Below are 16472 nucleotides of genomic sequence, written 5' to 3' on the forward strand. Positions count from 1 at the left end.
GTGGGAGGGCGGGACAATGACCACCAGTTGATCCAGGCGGCACATCTCCACATGCAGGTTGCGGTTGGATACCGGACCTTCCACCACGCCGAGGTCGATGATGTTGTTCTCCACCATGGAGATGATCCCTTCGGAATTGGACACCTTCAGGCGCAGGTTCACATCCGGATATTTCTTCTTGAAGTTACCCAACAGCGCCGGAAGCATGTACTCGGCGATGGTGGTGCTGGCTCCCAGGGTCAGTGCACCAGTGACATCGCCGGTGATCTCCCGAATGGCATTGTCCATCTCCGCGTAGGCCTCGAAGATGCGCTCGGCAAAGCCGTAGGCGGTACGTCCCGCCTCGGTGAGGCTGACCCGGTTATGGGTACGATCGAACAGCCGCGTATTGAAGTGCTCTTCCAGTTGGCGGACCTGAAACGTGACCGCCGGCTGGGTCATGTGCAGGGCTTCCGCCGCCTTGGTGAACGACAGAAGCCGCGCCACCGTATAGAACACCTGAAGTCGTCGGTCAGCCATGATGGGATATCCCTGGTTTCGTCCTACACTCTGGTGATCGATGGTGATTGCAACGGGAGGGTACGCATGAGCAAGGCCTGGAAGCGCCTGGATCTCAAAGGGGCAGGTCTGCAGCGGGTGAATGCCGAGTACATCCGCGACATGCGCCGCCCTGTCATTGCCTATGCCCTGATGGCCGCTTTCCCGCTGGGCCTGCATCGATTCTATCTGAAGGAACCGCTGGGCGGGGCTGCTTACCTGCTCCTTGGCCTGAGCCTGATCTTCGGCCTGCTCATCGGCGCCGGGATCTGGCTACTGCTGCCGGGTCTGTGCCTGCTGGGCGGCGCAATTTTCGATCTGTTCTGGACCGACCGCCGCGTCACCCACCTCAACAAGGCCCTGCGCATGCGCCATTTCCTGCGGCCGGATCATCGGCCGCCGCCGGGCTATCAGGGACGCGAGGAAGGACCGGATCTCAAGGGAAATCAGGTTGCCGGGGGACAACCGGCCTCGTTCAACCAGCAGGAAGCCATGCTCAGGGCGTTGCACAAAGCCGGCAAGGGACGGCGGCCGCCGCCCTGAAATCATGACCACCCGGAATCACGGATCTCCCGGGCGCCAGATGCCGAAGGCCTCCTGGGGGGGATGGGCAGGCTCAGGCGGCACCTGACGCTGCTGTGCCACCACGTCCTCGAACACGCTCCCCATGAAGGCCTGCAACTGTTCCAGAAACTCCCGGCGACGATCATCCGGCACATGCTGGCAGGCCAGCAGATAGCCGGTGACGGCGGCCATATACTGGACCGCCACCAGAGGGTCCCCGCAGCGGGGGTCATGGCTGGCCAGCACATCCTGAAGCTGCTGAACCAGTTCACCTGATAATTGTAGTGTCTCGCTCATGGATGAAGCATATCGCGATCATTGCCGAAGGTCAGCCCCTCCCCGGCACAATCCACCATCACCACGTCACCGGGGCCATACTCGCCCCGCAGGATGTGCTGGGCCAGCGGGTTTTCCAGCTGCTGCTGTATTGCCCGCTTCAGGGGACGGGCGCCGTAAACCGGATCGAATCCGGCCTCGCCCAGACGATCCAGGGCCGCTTCGGATACCGTGAGCCGCAGATCACGGTCCGCCAGACGACGGCGCAGATACTCCAGCTGAATGGTGGTGATGGCCCGGATCTGATCCCGACCCAGGGGGTGGAAGACCACCACTTCGTCCACCCGGTTGATGAACTCGGGGCGGAAATGGGTACCGACCACTTCCATCACCGCCGCCTTCATCTGGTCATAGTGTTCCTCGCCGGCCATTTCCTGGATCAACTGGGAGCCCAGATTGGAGGTCATCACGATCACGCTGTTGCGAAAATCCACCGTGCGGCCCTGGCCATCGGTGAGACGGCCATCATCCAGCACCTGCAACAGCACGTTGAAGACATCCGGATGGGCCTTTTCCACCTCGTCCAGCAGGATCACCGAGTAGGGCTTGCGCCTGACTGCCTCGGTCAGATAGCCGCCTTCCTCGTAGCCCACGTACCCCGGAGGCGCGCCGATGAGCCGGGCCACGGAATGTTTCTCCATGAACTCCGACATGTCGATGCGCACCATGGCCTCGTCGGTGTCGAACAGGAAGGCGGCCAGGGCCTTGGTCAGTTCGGTCTTGCCCACCCCCGTGGGCCCCAGGAACAGGAAAGAACCGTTGGGGCGATTGGGGTCGGAAAGCCCCGCCCGCGCCCTGCGAATGGCATCGGCCACGGCCCTGACCGCCTCGTTCTGTCCCACCACACGCCGGGTGAGGGCTTCTTCCATGCGCAGCAGCTTTTCCCGCTCCCCTTCCAGCATCTTGGACACGGGAATGCCGGTCCAGCGGGAGACCACCTCGGCAATCTCCTCGTCGGTCACCTTGTTGCGCAACAACCGCATCTCGTGCATTTCCGCCTGGGCGGCCATGTCCAGTTGCCGTTCCAGCTCGGGAATGCGGCCGTATTGCAACTCGGACATGCGCCCCAGGTCCCCGGCCCGACGCGCGGTCTCCAGCTCCAGTCGTGCCCGCTCCAGTTCCTCCTTGATGGAGGCGGTGCCGGACAAGGCGGCCTTTTCAGCCTTCCAGATCTCATCCAGATCCGAATACTCCCGCTCCAGCCGGTCAATCTCGCCCTCCAGGGCCTCCAGACGCTTGATGGAGGCCTCATCGGATTCCTTTTTCAGGGCTTCGCGCTCGATCTTGAGCTGGATCAGGCGCCGCTCCAGGCGATCCATGCTCTCGGGCTTGGAATCGATCTCCATGCGGATGCGGCTGGCCGCCTCGTCCACCAGGTCGATGGCCTTGTCCGGTAGCTGGCGATCGGAGATGTAGCGATGGGACAGGGTGGCAGCGGCGACAATGGCGGGATCGGTGATCTCCACGCCGTGGTGGACCTCATAACGCTCCTTGAGGCCACGCAGGATGGCAATGGTGTCCTCCACGCTGGGTTCATTCACCAGCACTTTCTGGAAGCGACGCTCCAGGGCGGCGTCCTTCTCCACGTACTTGCGATACTCGTCCAGGGTGGTGGCGCCGATGCAGTGAAGCTCACCCCGCGCCAGGGCCGGCTTGAGCATGTTGCCCGCATCCATGGAGCCTTCCGCCTTGCCGGCGCCCACCATGGTGTGCAGCTCGTCGATGAACAGGATCACCCGTCCTTCCTGCTTGGCCAGATCATTGAGCACCGCCTTGAGCCGCTCTTCGAAATCACCCCGGAACTTGGCCCCGGCGATGAGCGCCCCCATGTCCAGGGACAGCAAGCGCCGGTCCTTCAGGCCTTCGGGCACTTCACCGTCAACGATGCGCTGGGCCAGCCCCTCGACGATGGCGGTCTTGCCCACGCCGGGTTCGCCGATGAGGACGGGGTTGTTCTTGGTGCGCCGCTGCAGCACCTGTATGGCGCGACGGATCTCCTCGTCACGACCGATCACAGGGTCCAGCTTGCCCTGTTCAGCCCGCTCGGTGAGGTCGATGGTGTATTTTTCCAGGGCCCTGCGCTGGTCTTCCGCGTTGGGATCCTCCACCCGCTGACCGCCGCGCAGGTCATCAATGGCCTTGCCGATGGCGCCCTTGGTGGCTCCGGTCTTCCTGAGCAGATCTCCCGGCTGCCCCTGCAGCTCCAGGGCGGCCAGCACGAACAGTTCGGAAGAGATGAACTGATCCTTGCGGTCCTGGGCCAGTTTGTCGCACAGATTCAGCAACCGGCCCAGATCATTGGAAATATGCAGATCACCAGCGGCCCCCTCCACGCTGGGCAGACGCTCCAGGGCCTCCCCCAGCTGGGACCTCAGCAGGTTCACATTGACACCGGCCTGGGCCAGAAGCGGCCGCACGGAGCCTCCTGCCTGGTCAAGCAGGGCGATCATCAGATGTACCGGTTCGATCATCTGGTGATCACGGCCCACGGCCAGGGACTGGGCATCGGCCAGTGCCAGCTGGAACTTGCTGGTGAATTTGTCCATGCGCATGGTGGCAAAACCCCTTGAGACTATGTCAGATTAATCCTGGATATTGGGCTGGAGCGGAGGGCTTTCAAGCAGGACCGACGTGCAACCTGTTTTTATTAACATATACCTGACCAAGTGATCCATGATGCCGCCATCACGGCATTTCGGAGCGTTTCGCCCATGGCACAATTCAAAGTGATATAAGTCATATCTGCCCACATTACCCGGTTTTTATAATTTTTAGTCGGCGGTACTTCGAGACGGCGACGGATCTCCCCCCCGCCCGGGCAGCCGGGCGATCCGGATCGAAACATGGGCCGGCCACTTGTTCAGAGGATATACCGTGTCATCAGTCAGTCAATCTCCGGTATCACTCGACCAGTCCCTGAGCGCCGGGACCCCGGGCGCGGTCCGAGATGCCGGGGGCGGCTGCCGGGATACCCCTCCCCTGCATGGAGCGGTGGAAACCCTGCTGAGCCGGATCAAGAACTGGTCCTTCCGCAGCGACCACCTGCTGCACCTGAGCGTGCCTGTCCCGCGCACCAATCCCTTCCGCTGGTTGCAGGGCGCACCGGCCGGAGAGCGCAGTCTGTGGCAGAACCGGGAAGGGGACGAAAGCATCGCCGGCGTCGGTATCGCCGTGGAACTGAGCGCGCAGGACTCCGCGGCCTATCCCGACCTGCTGCGCCGGGCCCATGACATCCTCGACGGACAGGCCACGGCCTTTATCGGCGGTTTTTCCTTTGCCGGCCTGCCCGGACGGGATGACTGGGAGGGATTTCCGGCAGCCCGTTTCGTGCTGCCGGCCATCGAACTGCGGCGGCAGGCGGGACAATACCGGCTTGGCGTGAACCTGCTGGCGGGTTCACGCCGGGACTTCATGACCCGCAAGACCCGGCTCATCGCGGCCCTGTGCCGGCTGCGGCAGACCGTTACAGACGATCCCTCCCGCGCATCCGTGCACATCACCCGGCGCGTCGATCACATGGACTTCGACACCTGCAGCCGTCATATCGGCAACATCCTTACACACATCAGCCAAGGTCCCATTCGCAAGGTGGTTCTGGCCCGGCGGGTGGATCTGCAACTGAACGAACCTCTGCCGGCCTTCCTGACCCTGGAACGCTGGCATCGCAGCAATCAGGGCAGCTTCTGCTTTGCCATTGAAAATGGCGAACGGCTGTTCATGGGATGCCCCCCGGAACGCCTGTTCAGCCGATCGGGCCACCATGTATTCACCGAATCCCTGGCCGGCACCGTACGCCGCGGCGCCACGGCACAGGAAGACGCATCCCTGGAACACATGCTGCTGCAGGACCCCAAGCTGATCCATGAGCACGAACTGGTCACCCGGTATGTGCGTGAACAGATCGCGCCCTGGATCACACGGATCGAAGGTCCCGCCCAGGTCGGTATCTTCAAGCAGGACCGCATCCAGCACCGTTACCTGCCCATCCACGCCACTCTCAGGGACGGCGTGCGCGATGATCAGTTGCTGGCGGCCCTGCATCCCACCCCGGCGGTCTGCGGCTTTCCCCGCGGGGAGGCACGGGACCTGATCAACCGGCAGGAGACCGCCCATCGCGGCTGGTACAGCGGCGTGATCGGAATGATCTGTCCTCAGCGCTCGGAATTCGCCGTGGCCATCCGCTCCACCCTGCTTCACCGCAATCAGGCGCTGTGTTACTCCGGCGTCGGCATCGTGGAAGGCTCCGATCCCGAGGAGGAATGGAACGAGCTGGAAGCCAAGATCGAGTCCTTCCTCGCCGTGCTGGAATCCTGAGGGGCGGCCATGGGGACACAGTTCACCCACATCAACGAGGCATGGGCGCATTTGCTGATAGATCGTCTTTATCAGCACGGTGTCCGGGATATCTGCCTGGCCCCGGGCAGTCGCAGCGCTCCCCTGGCCCTGGCCGCGGCCCGCCATTGCGACGATCATCCCGACCTGCGGCTGCATACCCATTTCGATGAACGCGGCCTGGCCTTCCTGGGGCTGGGTCTGTGCAAGGCCGGTCGACGTCCGGTAGCCCTGATCACCACCTCGGGCACTGCCGTGCCCAACCTGCATCCGGCACTGGTGGAGGCCTTCCAGACCCATCACCCCCTGGTGGCGGTCACCGCCGATCGCCCCGAGGAACTGGTGGGCTGCGGTGCCAACCAGGCCATCGTCCAGCCGGGGATCTTCCAGACCCATGTGCGTGCGGCCCTGAATCTGCCGGCCCCGGACACCACGCTGTCCGGCGGCTGGCTGGCCCAGCAGCTGGACGCAATCCTCGCCCGGCTCCAGGGCCCCGGACGCGGTCCCGTGCACATCAATGCGCCCTTCCGGGAACCACTCTACGGCACCGAGGAATCTCTCGACTTCGAACCCTGGCTGTCCGACGTAATGCCGGTGGAGCCGTCCCCGCAACCGTTGCCCGGCTTCAGCCTGCATCGACTCAGGGAGCCGGTGATCTTCGTCGCCGGACAACTGGATACCGAAGAGGCCGCGGCGGTCCTGGCCCTGGCGGAAAAGTCCTCGGTACCCATCCTGGCCGACATCGGTAGCCAGTTGCGGCTTACGGAACATCCCTGCGTCCTGGCCCATCCTGACCTGCTGCTGGCAATCACCCATGCCAGGCGCCGCCTCAAGGCCATGCATCAGGTGATCCAGTTCGGCGGCCGCATCACCAGCAAGCGGATCAATCAATGGTTGGCAGGCTTCCAGGGGCAGTACTGGCTGGTGAGTCCCCATGAGGACCACCTGGATCCGGAACACCACGCCACCCAGATCCAGGCTTCGATTCCCGAGTTCTGCGGCCAGATCCAGATCCCGCCCCAGCGAGGGCTGGACATTGAATCCCTGCAATCCCAGCTCAGCGAGCATCTGGAACTGGCCCTGACCTATCCGTTCTCGGAACCGGCCGCTGCACGCATCATCGCCGACACGATACCCGAGGGCATGTTGCTGCTACCCGGCAACAGTCTGAGCATCCGGCTGCTGGACATGGTCGCCCGGCCCGGACGCGGCAACCGCTGCATCACCAACCGGGGTGCCAGCGGCATCGACGGCCTGGTGGCCACGGCCATGGGCCTGGCCATGGGACATCCGGCCGGGGCCACCCTGCTGATCGGGGACCTGTCCCTGCTCCATGACATGAACAGCCTGGCGCTGGCGAAGCAGTGTCCTCATCCACTGATCATCGTGGTCCTGAACAACGACGGCGGCGGGATCTTCAACCTGCTGCCCGCCGCCGAACAGAAGGGGCATTTCCAGAGGCTGTTCCAGCTGCCCCATGGCCTCACGTTCCGCAATGCGGCGGCCCTGTTCGGCCTGGCCTACGCCAATCCGGATTCGGCCGCGGGCTTCGAGAAGGCCTACACCGACGCCTGCCGCAAGGGCGGCGTCACCCTGATCGAGCTGAACTTTCCTCCCAACCAGAGCAGCCGGATCATCAAGGGCCTGATCAGCGCCCTGATGGAAGTCCGCTACGAGACATGACCCGGCCGGCCGCCATCCGCTCGCTGGGTGCCGCCCATCTCCCTACCCTGGTCCTGCTCCACGGCTTCATGGGCAGCGGTGATGACTGGCTACGGACAGCCCGCCTGCTGTCGGATCGTTACCGCTGCCTGCTGCCGGACCTGCCGGGGCACGGAGGGCAACCCCTGCCGGCAGATCTTGACTTCGAGGGGTACTGTGAACATGTCTGGAAACAACTGGCGCCGGTGCTGCCGGTTCGCGTCGCCCTGGCGGGCTATTCCATGGGCGGGCGTATCGCCGCCTGGCTGGCGACCCGTCATCCCGAATCCATCGCCGCCCTCGTCCTGGAGGGCGCCCACCCGGGGCTGGAAACCGAGGCAGAACGCCTGGCACGCCGCCGCCATGACGGGACCTGGGCACGGCGCCTGGAGCAGGAAGCCTGGCCGTGGATCCTGGAAGACTGGTATCGACAGCCGGTGTTTGCCGACCTGACACCCGCTCGCCGGAAAGCCTTTATCCAGGAGCGGTCCGCCCAGGACCCCGCCACCCTGGCCCGGGTACTGCGGGCCACCGGCCTGGGTGGCCAGCCGGACCTGCGACCCGGCCTGGCCGGACTGACCTGTCCACGGGCCTTCATCGCGGGCGCACGGGACACCAAGTTCAGTGCCTTGGGACAGGCACTGGCCGACACCTGCGCCGGGCTTGAACTTGTCAAACTGGACGGCCTGGGGCATAACTGCCACGCTCAGGACCCCGGGCAGGTGGCCGCCGTCATCGAACAGGTCTGCCACCCCATGCATTTCACCCAAACGAGTACAGCATCCTCATGAGCACAGCAGCGTCTTCCATCATCCCGGCACTGGACTGGCAGGACCACTCGGCCCCTTATGAAGATATCCTCTATCACAAGGCCGAAGGCATCGCGAAGATCACCATCAACCGGCCGGAAGTCCGCAACGCCTTCCGCCCGCGCACCGTCAAGGAACTGCGCCAGGCCCTGTCCGATGCCCGCTTTGACGAGGAGATCGGCGTCATCATCTTCACCGGCCAGGGGGATCTGGCCTTCTGCTCCGGGGGTGACCAGCGGGTCCGGGGGGATTCCGGTTACCAGGATGAACAGGGCGTGCATCACCTGAACGTGCTGGACCTGCAGAAGGAAATCCGCTCCTGCCCCAAGCCGGTGATCGCCATGGTGGCCGGCTATGCCATCGGCGGCGGCCACGTGCTGCATCTGATCTGCGACCTGAGCATCGCCGCGGACAATGCCCGCTTCGGCCAGACCGGCCCCAAGGTGGGTTCCTTTGACGGCGGCTTCGGCGCCAGTTACATGGCCAGCGTGGTGGGGCAGAAAAAGGCCCGGGAGATCTGGTTCCTGTGCCGGCAGTACGATGCCCGGGAAGCACTGGACATGGGGCTGGTCAACACCGTGGTGCCGCTGGCGCAACTGGAGCAGGAAACCGTGGCCTGGTGCCGCCGGATCCTGGAACACTCGCCCATCGCCCTGCGCATGCTCAAGTCCGCCTTCAATGCCGGAGTCGATGGCCAGGCAGGCATCCAGGAACTGGCCGGCAACGCCACCATGCTCTTCTACATGACCGAAGAGGGGCAGGAAGGCCGCAACGCCTACCTGGAGAAACGTAAGCCCGACTTCCGCAAATTCAGACGTCAGCCCTGAAGTCGTGCCGCCGCCGGGAACGGAAAACCCATGGCAGCAGGGATGCCCGCCCCATGAAATCCGGCTTTGGCGTTTCTCCCTGCCCCTCCGTCAGGCGTTATCCATGCCGGGGCATACCCTGACACGGCGGGAGGGACTGCTGCTGGAATGGTGTCGGCCCCGCGCGGACAGCCTCTGGTCCGAGATCAGCCCCCTGCCCGGCTTCAGCCGGGCAACGCTGGCCCGATGTCATCAGCAGGTCCGGCAGATTCTTGACCAGGACGGTCCCCTGGCCGACCGCCTCCTGCATCTGCCGACCGGAACCGCCCCGGAGGTGTGTTTCGGCCTGGAGGCCGGACGGCTGCAATGGCGCGGGCAACTGCCAGCGGCGGCTCCGGTCCCCCTCTGCCGCCTGATCCGCCATGACGATGCCCTGGACATTGCCGCGGATACGGCATCCCCCTGTTTCAAGCTCAAGGTGGGGCGCGACGACCTGACGACGGACATCGACAGGATCCGCCAAGTCACGGCACGGCTCACGGAAGGGCAGTGGCTACGCCTGGATGCCAATCGCTCCTGGACCCTGGAACAGGCCGAAGCACTCTGCGGCGCCATCGACCGCCGACGGATCCAGTTCATCGAGGAACCCCTGCCGGCGGGCAGTGACTACCTGTCATGGTGGTCCCGTACCGGCATCCCCTTCGCCTGGGATGAAACCCTCAGAGAAACCACAGCCCCCGATCTGCGAACACCGGGCTTGGGCGCCCTAGTGGTCAAACCCATGCTTACCGGCCTGAATCGCGCCGACAGGCTGGTACAGCAAGCCCGCCGGCAGGGAATTTCCGTCGTTCTGAGCGCGTCCTATGAAAGCAACCTCACCCTGGACTTTCACGCGCGCCTGGTCCATTACTGGAACCTGCAGGGCCCACAGGGCCTGGATACCTTCGGTATATTTGCCCGGGCGCTGCTGACGCCCATTCTCAGTCAACCGGAACAGGCCGGGCTACCGATCACACAACAATCCGAACTGGAATATCTTGGATGCTGGACATGAGACACCCCCCGCTCCATGCCGACATGCCCTGCCTGCTGCAGCAGGCAGGCAGACGTCATGCCGGGGAACCCGCCATCATCACCCCGGAAGACACCCTGGAATTCGCCGAACTGGAAGCGCGGGTGGATCATCGGGCCATGACCTTTCTCGCCCGGGGCGTGCGACAGGGAGACTGGATCGCCCTGCGCACCCGGACCACGATTGACGGCATCATCGACCTGCTGGCCGTTCTGCGTAGCGGCGCCTGCCTGTTGCCGGTCAATCCGGCCATGCCGGAAACCCCGCTGCACGCCCTGCTGCGGCAACAGGGTATTCACTGGCTGGTATGGGAGCCGGGGCAGCCCCTGCAACCCACTGACACGACTGGACGGGATGTAATCGTCCCGTCCCCGGCATCCCCTCCCCCGGAACTGCGCCGTCAATTTCAGCCGCACACCCCCTGCACCGGCATCCTGACCTCCGGCTCCACCGGGCAACCGAAGCTGGCCGTCCACAGCTACGCCAACCATGTGCTCAGCGCCGCGGGGGCCGCGACACTCATTCCCCTGCGGCCGGGAGACCGATACCTGCTGTCTCTGCCCACCCACCATGTGGGTGGACTGGCCATCGTGTTTCGCTGTCTGATGGGGGGGGCCGCCCTGGTGCTGGACGGGCGCGCCGAAGACACCGGCTTTTTGCTGCACATGGGCGTGACCCATGTCTCCATGGTGGAAACCCAGTTGCACCGCCTGCTGCAACAAAGCGGCCCGTTTCCCTCCAGCCTGCGGTGCCTGCTCCTGGGGGGCGGACCTGTCCGTGCCTCATTGCTGGAGCAGGCACGCCGGCAGAACCTGCCCTGCTGGACCAGCTATGGGCTGACCGAGATGAGTTCCCAGGTGATCACCCAACCCCCGGAGGGTCCGGCCCGCATCCTGCCCCATCGGGAATGCCGCCTGGCCGAAACCGGCGAGATCCTGGTCCGCGGTGACACCCTGTTCCTCGGTTATCGGGATGCGGGACGCATCCTCCCCGCGACCGATGAAGAGGGCTGGTTCCATACCCGCGACCTGGGTCGCTGGCAAGACGGCCGTTTCCATGTGGTGGGGCGGCTCGACAACCAGTTCATCAGCGGTGGGGAAAACATCCAGCCGGAAGCCATCGAGCAGCTGCTGCATACCCATCCCGACATCCTCCGTGCAGTAGTGGTGCCGCGACAGGACACGGAATTCGGCCAGCGCCCGGTGGCCTTCATCCAGTCCGGCACGGAACTGGACGCCCATGCCCTGCGCACCTGGATGCGGGAACAACTCAAGCCCTTCATGGTGCCAGTGGCCTTCCTGCCCATGCCACCCACCAGCGGATTCAAGATTCAGCGCCGCGACCTGATCCAGCTGGCCAATGCCATACACCTACGGGAAACCTGATCATGTCCCTCTGGCAACGCCCCGTCGACCTCCAGGCCATCAATGCCGCCCACCAGGGGACCCTCATGGAAGCCCTGGGGATCGAGATCACCCGCATCACGGACACGGCCCTGTTCGGCTCGCTGCCGGTGGATGCACGCACCCGACAACCCCATGGTCTGCTCCATGGCGGCGCCTCCGTGGCCCTGGCCGAAACCCTGGGCAGCGTGGCCTCTAACCTGGCGGCCCCGCCGGGCTGGGTGGCCGCCGGCATGGAGATCAGCGCCAGCCACCTCAAGCCCGTCCGCCACGGTCGGGTCCTGGGCTGTGCCCGCCCCCTGCACCGGGGACGCAGTACCCAAGTATGGGACATCCAGCTGGAAGACGAGGCGGGAACCACAATCTGCGTCTGTCGACTGACAGTGATGCTCAGGGAGAAAAACCCCGTATAGTACGATGACAATCCCTCACCGGAGATCCCCCATGGCGACGCCCGGCACCTCAGCTCCCCCCGCGGACAACCCGATCGGTCCGAATGCCCTCACTCTGGTGTTTGGTGCCAGCGGCTACATCGGCAGCAATCTGGTGCCCCGCCTGCTGGCCCGCGGCGCCCGGGTTCGAGCCTCTTCGCGTACCCTGAAGGTGCTGGAGGCCCGGGGCTGGACCGGTGCCGAACTGGTCCCAGCCGATGCCCTCAAGCCCGAGACCCTGGGGCCGGCCCTCAAGGATGTCCAGGTCGCTTACTATCTGGTCCACTCCATGGGGGCCGGCAAGTCCTTCGGGCGCCTGGATCTGGAAGCGGCGAGACATTTCGCCCGTGCCGCCGCCGAAGCCGGGGTCCGACGCATCGTCTATCTGGGCGGGCTGGCCCCGGACTCGGCCCGCAGCGAGCACATCGTCTCCCGACGCCTGACCGGTGACGAGCTGCGCAAGGGCAGCGTCCCGGTCACCGAGCTGCGGGCCGGGATCATCGTCGGTCCCGGTTCGGCGGCCTTTGAAGTGATGCGTGATCTGGTCCTGCACCTGCCGGTCATGGTCACCCCGAAATGGGTCTCCCGCACCTCACCGCCCATCGCCCTGGAGAATCTGCTCGACTACCTGGAGCGCGCCCCCCGGATCCCGGAGGCCGCCGGCGAGATCCTGGATACCGGCGGTCCCGAATACCTCACCTACGCGGCCATGATGCGCGTCCTGGCCGAGGAGGCCGGGCGCACGCCGCCCCGTATCATCCCGGTCCCCCTGCTCTCACCGAAACTCTCCTCCTACTGGCTACGCCTGGTCACCTCGGTGCCCACCTCCATTGCTCAGGCCCTGATCGAGGGCCTCAAGGAAGACTATGTAGCCGATGACGCGCTGACCCGCCGCCTCATGCCCCAGCCGCTGATGGATTTTCGTACCGCGGTGCGCGCCACATTCGAGGCTGAAAAATCCCACGGAGTCGCCGCCCGATGGACCGAAGGGGCGTTCATGTTCCGCGACTACCGGGTGGACTACGCCTATTACGCCAAACAGGCTTCCGGCAGCGCCCTGGTGGAGGCCACCCCGGATCGGGTCTGGGAGGTGGTCCGTCGCATCGGCGGGGAAAACCGTTACTTCGCCCATGAGCTCCTGTGGAAGATCCGCGAAGGCATCGACTGGCTGCTGGGGGGACCCGGCCGCAACTACGGCCGCCGTCATCCGACCGAACTGCGGCTCGGCGACATGGTGGACTCCTGGCGGGTGATGGCCATCGAACCGGAACGACGCCTTACCCTGGGATTCGGCATGCGTGCCCCCGGAGCGGGGGTGCTGGAAATCGAATTGTCACCGGAGGCGCCGGGCACCCGGATCACCGTCACCAACTACTGGCACCCTGCCGGCGTGTGGGGGCTGCTGTACTGGTACCTGATGGCACCGGCCCACGCCTTCGTCTTCAAGGGACTGGCAGAGGGGATCGCCGGAAAGGCCCGGGCCGCTTGACCCGTCCGGTGGTCTTTGACATAACCACGCGGGGCATGATTCGTCCCGCCGTTCATGGGAGCTGATTATCAGATGCCGGTCGTTGATCATGACATGCTGTTTCCCGCAGACCAGGAGGAAGTCTTCGGGATGATCCGGCGGGTGGATGAATTCCCCCGCTATGCCGACGCCGTGGAATCCGTCACTCCGCTGGACGACAGGACCTATCGCTGGCAGGTCCGCGCCAACGGCATGGTCTTTCACTGGGACGTGACCATCGTCGACGAGGATCCGCCTCACATGATCCGCTGGCAGTCCCTGAGCGGCATCCGCAATACCGGACACTATCGGTTTTCCTCCGTCCCCGGCGGCACCCGGGTGCAACTGACCATCGAATATCATCTACCCACCCGGCTGCTGGACAAGACCGTGGGCCGGGTGGCCAAACCGATCATCCATCACATCAGTCGTCAGGCCTTCGAACGCATCCGCCGCTCCCTGGTCAATGCCCGGGCGCTGGAGTCCCGCAACGGCTCGTCCGGTTCGAAAACCTAGCATCCCCCCATTCCCTTGATCGGAACAAACCTGCATGGACAAACAGCAACGCATCATTCAGATGTTCAACGACATCTCTCCCACCTATGACAGGCTGAATCGCATTCTCAGCTTCGGGGTGGACCGGCAGTGGCGGCGCAACGGCTGCCGGGCCGCCATGAAAATTCATGGCGGCCCGGTGCGCCATCTGGTGGATGTGGCCACCGGCACCGGTGACCTGATCCTGTTCTGGCGCGAAGCAGCGGCATCCCAAGGCACCACCATCGAACGGGTCACCGGCGTGGACCCATCCGTGGGCATGCTGGAACTGGCACGCGGGAAGGTGGATGACGTGACGTTCATGGAGGCACCGGCCACTGCCCTGCCTCTGGAGGACGACAGTGCCGACCTGATCAGCATCAGCTACGGCATTCGCAACGTGGTGGACGTGGAGGGTGCCCTGAGGGAATTTCACCGGGTGCTGGCGCCGGGCGGGCTGGCGGTGATCCTGGAGTTCATGAGCCGTGAAAAACTCACCCTGATGGACCGGATGAATCGTCTTTACATGAGTCAGGTACTGCCCCGTGTCGGCGCCATGATTTCCCGGGACAAGGAAGCCTACACCTATCTGCCGGAGTCCATCCAGGGCTTCATGAGCACGGAACAGTTGTGTGACAAGCTCACCCGGGCCGGGTTTGAGCTGGTGGAGGTGCAAGATGAATTCCTGGGGATTTCGACGCGGTTCATCGCCCGCAAACCGGCCTCCCCCGCAAGCCAGTGACGGGCAGGCCATCGCGGCACATCACCCGATCATCATCAACCCATGCCGGGCTGGATGACAGCCCGCATGACCATTTCGACACAGAACAGAAAGGGAGACACCCATGCGGGTAGCCATTATCGGGGCCGGTATCAGCGGTCTGGCCACGGCCTTTTATCTGCAACGCGCCCGGAGCGATGCGGACATCGTCATTTATGAAGCCAACCCCCATGTGGGCGGCACCTTGCACACCATCGACATCGAAGGGTTTCGCTTCGAAGAAGGCGGCAACGGCTTTCTGAGCAACAAGCCGGACATGCTGCAACTGGTCACGGACTGCGGCGCCGGTGACGTACTCATGCGCAGTCAGGATGCCTCCCGCAGACGCTTCATTTATACCGACCGCATGCACCCCATGCCCGACTCTCCGGGCAAGTTTCTCAAGACCGAACTGCTCAACTGGCCGCAGAAACTGCGGGTGATGGGCGAGGTGTTCATTCGTCCCAAGCGGGACGATAGCGACGAGACCCTGCAGTCCTTCGGCTACCGTCGTCTGGGCAAGGCATTCACCGACATCTTCCTGGATGCCATGACCGCCGGCATCTACGGCACCACCGCCGACCGGGTCTCCGTGAAGGCGGCCTTCCCCCTGGTGACGGAGCTGGAACGCAAGCACGGCGGCCTGTTCAAGGGCATGATCGCCCGCCGCAAGCAGAGCGCCGGCCCCGGCGGCGTGCTGATGAGCTTCAAGGGCGGCATGAATGCCCTGACCGAACACCTTCACAAGACCATCAAGGCCGAATGGCATCTGGGCACACCGGTGGAAGCCGTGGTTCAGGAAGGCAAGGGGTTCCGGGTTGAGGCCGGCGACAAGTCGAGCACCGTGGACCAAGTGATCCTGGCCGTGCCGGCTTACGCCGCCGCCCGCATCCTGGCCGGACTGGACCGGGAACTGGAACAGCAGCTGGATGCGGTCAACTATGCCCCCATCGCCGTGGTGGGCTTTGGCTGGAAGCATCTGGACCACCCCCTGGACGGCTTCGGCGTGCTGACCACCGCCGCCGCCCGCATGCCCTTCCTGGGCATCCTCTGGGACAGCTCCATCTTCCCGGACCGGGCGCCGGAAGGCATGAAATGCGTGCGCGTGATGCTGGGTGGACAACGGGATCCACACATGGTGGACCTGGACGACGACGCCCTCATTGCCCACGCCCGGGACGGCGTCACCAAGGCCCTGGGAATCGATGTCACACCTGACGTGCAGTTCGTGAAGAAATGGCCACGGGGTCTGCCCGGTTACCCGGTGGGCCATATCGAAGCCATGGATCGTCTGATGGCCCATGTGGGCCGGTATCCGGGGCTGCATCTGACCGGCAACGCCTACCGGGGCATTGCCATGAACGACTGCGCCCGCAACGGTCGCCTGACCGGCGAGGCCGCCGCCCTGCTGGGAGAGAAAAAGCTGTAGGGAAGACCTTCCGCCTGTGATGGTCCCACCCCTATCGTCATCATTCCTTCGTCATTCCCGCTTACGCGGGCATGACGAGGTGTGCGGTAATGATGAGGGGGAGGAGGGGCTGATGTACAAAATTCGGGGATGACGGGCAAGAAAAAACCCCGACCGGTTTCCCGATCGGGGTTTTGGAATAGGTGCCTGGCAGTGACCTACTTTCACATGGGGAGGCCCCACACTATCATCGGCGCTGAACCGTTTCACTT

At 64.3% G+C, this 16472-nt stretch carries 15 protein-coding genes; 12 read left to right on the forward strand and 3 right to left on the reverse strand.

Annotated features, from left to right (window positions below):
• Positions 1-519, reverse strand: a 519-nt coding sequence (locus CKO35_RS16360) for a LysR family transcriptional regulator (protein WP_200177186.1), incomplete at its 3' end; no start/stop codon positions are given.
• 66 nt (positions 520-585) lie between these two features.
• Here CKO35_RS16360 and CKO35_RS16365 point away from each other — a divergent pair.
• Positions 586-1080, forward strand: coding sequence for a TM2 domain-containing protein (locus CKO35_RS16365; protein ID WP_200177187.1), 495 nt, complete (start codon positions 586-588; stop codon positions 1078-1080).
• An 18-nt stretch (positions 1081-1098) separates the two neighbouring features.
• Here the strand turns inward: CKO35_RS16365 and CKO35_RS16370 are convergent, their stop codons facing one another.
• Together CKO35_RS16370 and clpB are read right to left on the reverse strand one after the other, a co-directional pair.
• Positions 1099-1398, reverse strand: coding sequence for a hypothetical protein (locus tag CKO35_RS16370; RefSeq protein ID WP_200177188.1), 300 nt, complete (start codon positions 1396-1398; stop codon positions 1099-1101).
• A complete protein-coding gene (gene clpB / locus CKO35_RS16375) occupies positions 1395-3989 on the reverse strand; it encodes an ATP-dependent chaperone ClpB (RefSeq protein ID WP_200177189.1) in 2595 nt (864 codons plus the stop codon). The genes CKO35_RS16370 and clpB overlap by 4 nt, the downstream gene beginning before the upstream one ends.
• Before the next feature lie 322 nt (positions 3990-4311).
• Between clpB and CKO35_RS16380 the strand changes: the two genes are divergently transcribed.
• The 11 genes from CKO35_RS16380 (at position 4312) to hemG (ending at position 16221) form a co-directional block, all read left to right on the forward strand.
• The gene (locus tag CKO35_RS16380) at positions 4312-5751 is read left to right on the forward strand and encodes an isochorismate synthase (protein WP_338031821.1); all 1440 of its coding nucleotides are present in this window, start codon (positions 4312-4314) and stop codon (positions 5749-5751) included.
• Between the two features lie 9 nt (positions 5752-5760).
• Positions 5761-7452, forward strand: coding sequence for a 2-succinyl-5-enolpyruvyl-6-hydroxy-3-cyclohexene-1-carboxylic-acid synthase (gene menD, locus CKO35_RS16385; RefSeq protein WP_200177190.1), 1692 nt, complete (start codon positions 5761-5763; stop codon positions 7450-7452).
• The gene (gene menH, locus CKO35_RS16390) at positions 7449-8261 is read left to right on the forward strand and encodes a 2-succinyl-6-hydroxy-2,4-cyclohexadiene-1-carboxylate synthase (protein ID WP_200177191.1); all 813 of its coding nucleotides are present in this window, start codon (positions 7449-7451) and stop codon (positions 8259-8261) included. Before menD ends, menH begins: the two co-directional genes overlap by 4 nt.
• Positions 8258-9106: a 1,4-dihydroxy-2-naphthoyl-CoA synthase gene (menB, locus tag CKO35_RS16395; protein ID WP_200177192.1), complete on the forward strand. Its 849-nt coding sequence runs from the start codon at positions 8258-8260 to the stop codon at positions 9104-9106. Before menH ends, menB begins: the two co-directional genes overlap by 4 nt.
• Before the next feature lie 4 nt (positions 9107-9110).
• Entirely contained in the window at positions 9111-10139 is a 1029-nt protein-coding gene (gene menC / locus CKO35_RS16400; protein ID WP_338031822.1) for an o-succinylbenzoate synthase, read from the forward strand.
• On the forward strand, positions 10136-11542 hold the full coding sequence (gene menE, locus CKO35_RS16405) for an o-succinylbenzoate--CoA ligase (RefSeq protein ID WP_242467297.1): 1407 nt from the start codon (positions 10136-10138) through the stop codon (positions 11540-11542). The genes menC and menE overlap by 4 nt, the downstream gene beginning before the upstream one ends.
• 2 nt (positions 11543-11544) lie before the next feature.
• Positions 11545-11973, forward strand: a complete 429-nt coding sequence (locus CKO35_RS16410; protein WP_200177195.1) for a hotdog fold thioesterase — start codon at positions 11545-11547, stop codon at positions 11971-11973.
• Positions 11974-12004: 31 nt separating this feature from the next.
• Positions 12005-13480: an SDR family oxidoreductase gene (locus CKO35_RS16415; RefSeq protein ID WP_200177196.1), complete on the forward strand. Its 1476-nt coding sequence runs from the start codon at positions 12005-12007 to the stop codon at positions 13478-13480.
• A gap of 72 nt (positions 13481-13552) precedes the next feature.
• Entirely contained in the window at positions 13553-14014 is a 462-nt protein-coding gene (locus tag CKO35_RS16420; RefSeq protein WP_200177197.1) for an SRPBCC family protein, read from the forward strand.
• A gap of 34 nt (positions 14015-14048) precedes the next feature.
• Positions 14049-14774, forward strand: a complete 726-nt coding sequence (gene ubiE / locus CKO35_RS16425; RefSeq protein ID WP_200177198.1) for a bifunctional demethylmenaquinone methyltransferase/2-methoxy-6-polyprenyl-1,4-benzoquinol methylase UbiE — start codon at positions 14049-14051, stop codon at positions 14772-14774.
• Between the two features lie 103 nt (positions 14775-14877).
• Positions 14878-16221 carry a protoporphyrinogen oxidase gene (gene hemG / locus CKO35_RS16430; RefSeq protein WP_008930603.1) on the forward strand — a complete coding sequence of 448 codons (1344 nt, stop codon included), beginning with the start codon at positions 14878-14880 and terminating at the stop codon, positions 16219-16221.
• Positions 16222-16472: the final 251 nt, after the last annotated feature.

It is taken from the genome of Ectothiorhodospira shaposhnikovii, assembly GCF_016584105.1.
In the GTDB taxonomy this organism is placed as follows: Bacteria; Pseudomonadota; Gammaproteobacteria; order Ectothiorhodospirales; family Ectothiorhodospiraceae; genus Ectothiorhodospira; species Ectothiorhodospira shaposhnikovii.

What these genes read in the sequence shown, in the direction of transcription:
- CKO35_RS16365 (WP_200177187.1), top strand. Translation starts at nt 586, where the DNA reads ATGAGCAAGGCCTGGAAGCGCCTGGATCTCAAAGGGGCAGGTCTGCAG.
- CKO35_RS16370 (WP_200177188.1), bottom strand. Translation starts at nt 1,398, where the DNA reads ATGAGCGAGACACTACAATTATCAGGTGAACTGGTTCAGCAGCTTCAG.
- clpB (WP_200177189.1), bottom strand. Translation starts at nt 3,989, where the DNA reads ATGCGCATGGACAAATTCACCAGCAAGTTCCAGCTGGCACTGGCCGAT.
- menD (WP_200177190.1), top strand. Translation starts at nt 5,761, where the DNA reads ATGGGGACACAGTTCACCCACATCAACGAGGCATGGGCGCATTTGCTG.
- menH (WP_200177191.1), top strand. Translation starts at nt 7,449, where the DNA reads ATGACCCGGCCGGCCGCCATCCGCTCGCTGGGTGCCGCCCATCTCCCT.
- menB (WP_200177192.1), top strand. Translation starts at nt 8,258, where the DNA reads ATGAGCACAGCAGCGTCTTCCATCATCCCGGCACTGGACTGGCAGGAC.
- menE (WP_242467297.1), top strand. Translation starts at nt 10,136, where the DNA reads ATGAGACACCCCCCGCTCCATGCCGACATGCCCTGCCTGCTGCAGCAG.
- CKO35_RS16410 (WP_200177195.1), top strand. Translation starts at nt 11,545, where the DNA reads ATGTCCCTCTGGCAACGCCCCGTCGACCTCCAGGCCATCAATGCCGCC.
- CKO35_RS16415 (WP_200177196.1), top strand. Translation starts at nt 12,005, where the DNA reads ATGGCGACGCCCGGCACCTCAGCTCCCCCCGCGGACAACCCGATCGGT.
- CKO35_RS16420 (WP_200177197.1), top strand. Translation starts at nt 13,553, where the DNA reads ATGCCGGTCGTTGATCATGACATGCTGTTTCCCGCAGACCAGGAGGAA.
- ubiE (WP_200177198.1), top strand. Translation starts at nt 14,049, where the DNA reads ATGGACAAACAGCAACGCATCATTCAGATGTTCAACGACATCTCTCCC.
- hemG (WP_008930603.1), top strand. Translation starts at nt 14,878, where the DNA reads ATGCGGGTAGCCATTATCGGGGCCGGTATCAGCGGTCTGGCCACGGCC.